The sequence below is a fragment of the Ewingella sp. C233 genome (assembly GCF_055407225.1).
The window spans coordinates 1-2,693 of the sequence record NZ_JBUZRI010000017.1; the positions used below are offsets into that span (position 1 = coordinate 1).

The 2,693-nt window shown below is 56.0% G+C and carries 2 protein-coding genes; both read right to left on the reverse strand.

Annotated elements, in window-relative coordinates; genetic code table 11:
* Nucleotides 1-77: 77 nt before the first annotated feature.
* Nucleotides 78-1,763, reverse strand: coding sequence for a methyl-accepting chemotaxis protein (locus ACZRKO_RS22730; RefSeq protein ID WP_277109127.1), 1,686 nt, complete (start codon nucleotides 1,761-1,763; stop codon nucleotides 78-80).
* 130 nt (nucleotides 1,764-1,893) lie between these two features.
* Nucleotides 1,894-2,388, reverse strand: coding sequence for a chemotaxis protein CheW (locus ACZRKO_RS22735; RefSeq protein WP_032309859.1), 495 nt, complete (start codon nucleotides 2,386-2,388; stop codon nucleotides 1,894-1,896).
* Nucleotides 2,389-2,693: the final 305 nt, after the last annotated feature.

Sequence of the window (2,693 nt, forward strand, 5' to 3'; positions counted from 1 at the left end):
GCTGAAAATGCCGGCCTTTGAATGGGTTCATGTGCAGCTCCATCAGCAAAAGGGGATGATAAGTTTATCACCACCGACTATTTGCAACAGTGCCGTTTTTTCGGGGTTGCCGTCCGGATCGCGGCAACAGGCTTGCGTGCAACCGGGGTGGGCGCGCGTATGGCAACAGGCTGCGTGTTGCCACTTCGCGTTGCCTGTGCACCGGAGACCAGTTTGAAACTGTCGACCAGCTGGGCCAGTTTTCCTGCCTGGCTTTGCATTTCCTCGGCAGCGGCTGCCGCTTGTTCGACCAGCGCCGCATTTTGCTGCGTCACCTCGTCCATCTGCGTGATCGCTTGATTGACTTGTTCGATTCCTTCGCTTTGTTCCTGGCTGGCCAAGGTGATGTCGCTCATGTAGCCGGCAACCTGTTTGACTTGTGTGACGATCTCATCCATCGTCTTGCCGGCATCGTCGACCAGCTTGCTGCCAGCCTCGACTCTCTCGACCGAGTCGCTGATCAGGGACTTGATTTCTTTGGCGGCGCCTGCCGAGCGTTGTGCAAGATTGCGCACTTCGGCGGCTACCACCGCGAAGCCGCGGCCCTGTTCGCCGGCGCGCGCGGCCTCGACTGCTGCGTTCAAGGCCAGGATGTTGGTCTGGAACGCGATGCCGTCGATGACGCCGATGATATCGACGATCTTGCGGGAGCTTTCCTTGATTGACCCCATCGTGCCGACCACCTGGCCGACCGCCTGGCCGCCTTTTATCGCAGTTTCGGATGCAGACGCAACCAGTCGGTTTGCCTCGCGTGCATTGTCGGCGTTCTGTTTCACGGTGCTGGTCAGTTCTTCCATCGAGGAAGCGGTTTCCTCCAGTGAGCTAGCCTGCGATTCGGTGCGGGCCGACAGGTCTGCATTGCCGGTTGCGATTTCCGCGGCGCCGCTATTGACGACATCGGTCGCTTCCTTGATCTGGCCGACCAATAGCTTCACATTAGTTTGCAGCACGCGCAGCGATTGGATCATCTGCGCCAGCTCATCGTCGCCATTGGCGTCGATCTTGGCGCTCAGGTCGCCCGCGCTCATCCGTTCGATGTCATGCTTGACGTTTTGCAGCGGCACGACGACGGCGCGGTACAGCAGGAATCCAGACACCAGGCCCAGGACGATGCCGAGGATGGAAGCGGCGCTCGACCATGCGTCGAATTGCTTGTTTCCAGAAGCCGAGAAGACCAGGTTTGCAATGAACAGAAGCGTCAGCAGCCCGGACGACAGCATGATTTTCGATCTGATCGACAGGATCGCCAGCCAGTCGAAGCGCCGGAAGAATGAGCGCGCGACGACCGAGCCTTCGTGCACCTGAAGTTCGTTGCTGCCACTTTTGATCGTGCGATAGGCTTTGTCAGCGGCAGCTACCTGCTCCCGGCTGGGCTTGACGCGAATCGATGTGTACCCGACCATTTTGCCGTTTTCCAGCATGGGCGCGGCATTGGCCTCGACCCAATAATAATCGCCGTTCTTGCAGCGATTTTTCACCAGGCCAGTCCACGCTTTGCCGGCCTTGATAGTGCTCCAGAAATCTTTGAACGCCTCAGCCGGCATATCCGGGTGACGCACGATATTTTGCGGCGATCCAATTAGTTCTTCTTCCGAGAAGCCGCTGATAATGCAGAAATCCTGGTTAACGTAGGTGATATTCCCGCTCAAATCAGTCTTGGAAACGACCGTTTCCGTGTCCTTCAAGATGTACTCGGAATTTGTTACTGGCATGTTGGTTCGCATTGCTTGCTCCCTGGACGGTGTGTTCTATTGCGGTTTTGGTTCGTTCGATTCGCAGCATGCGCGCGATTTTTGCACCGTCGCCGCATCGCTAAAAGCGAGCGCGGCGTTTCGGTGAATAGCGAGACGGAAGTCATGCCGCCAGTTTTTCGATCAAGCCCATTTCCGTGCTGGACATCAGCTTGTCGATATCGACCAGGATCAGCATGCGTTGTTCGACCGTGCCCAGACCGATCAGATAATTCGTATCCAGCGCCGAACCCATCTCAGGCGCAGGCTTAACTTGGTCCGGAGTCAGCGTGATGACGTCGGACACGCAATCGACCACCATGCCCATCACTCGACCGCCAATATTGAGGATGATGACGACCGTGAACTGATCGTAAGTCGGCGTACCGAGATTGAATTTGATGCGCATATCGATGATCGGCACGATGACGCCGCGCAGGTTGACGACGCCCTTGATGTAGTCCGGTGCGTTGGCGATGCGCGTGACGGCATCGTATCCGCGCAATTCTTGCACTTTCTGGATGTCGACACCGTATTCTTCGCTGCCGAGGTTAAAGGCGAGATATTCCATCGGCGCCGGGGCAGGTGCAAGATGCTGGGCTGGAGTGATGCTGGACATCGTATTCCGTCTCGTAACTGGTAGGGGCGCGCAGGCATATGCAGGCGCGCAAGGTCGGCAAATCGCTGCGGTTAGCAGCCTGTCGGACTTGAACTATAGGTGGACCGAGATTCTTTCTCTGACACCTTTGTGTTTTCATGGTAACGAAATTTGCATCTTTTGGATATGTTTTGGTGCCCAATGTTTTATTTAAACACCACAAAAAGTGGCACTGTTGCAAAGTTAGCGATGAGGCAGCCTTTTGTCTTATTCAAAGGCCTTACATTTCAAAAACTCTGCTTACCAGGCGCATTTCGCCCAGGGGA

Bases quoted from the DNA above. Each gene is read 5' to 3' on its own strand.
- ACZRKO_RS22730 (WP_277109127.1), bottom strand. From the start codon at position 1,763: ATGCGAACCAACATGCCAGTAACAAATTCCGAGTACATCTTGAAGGAC.
- ACZRKO_RS22735 (WP_032309859.1), bottom strand. From the start codon at position 2,388: ATGTCCAGCATCACTCCAGCCCAGCATCTTGCACCTGCCCCGGCGCCG.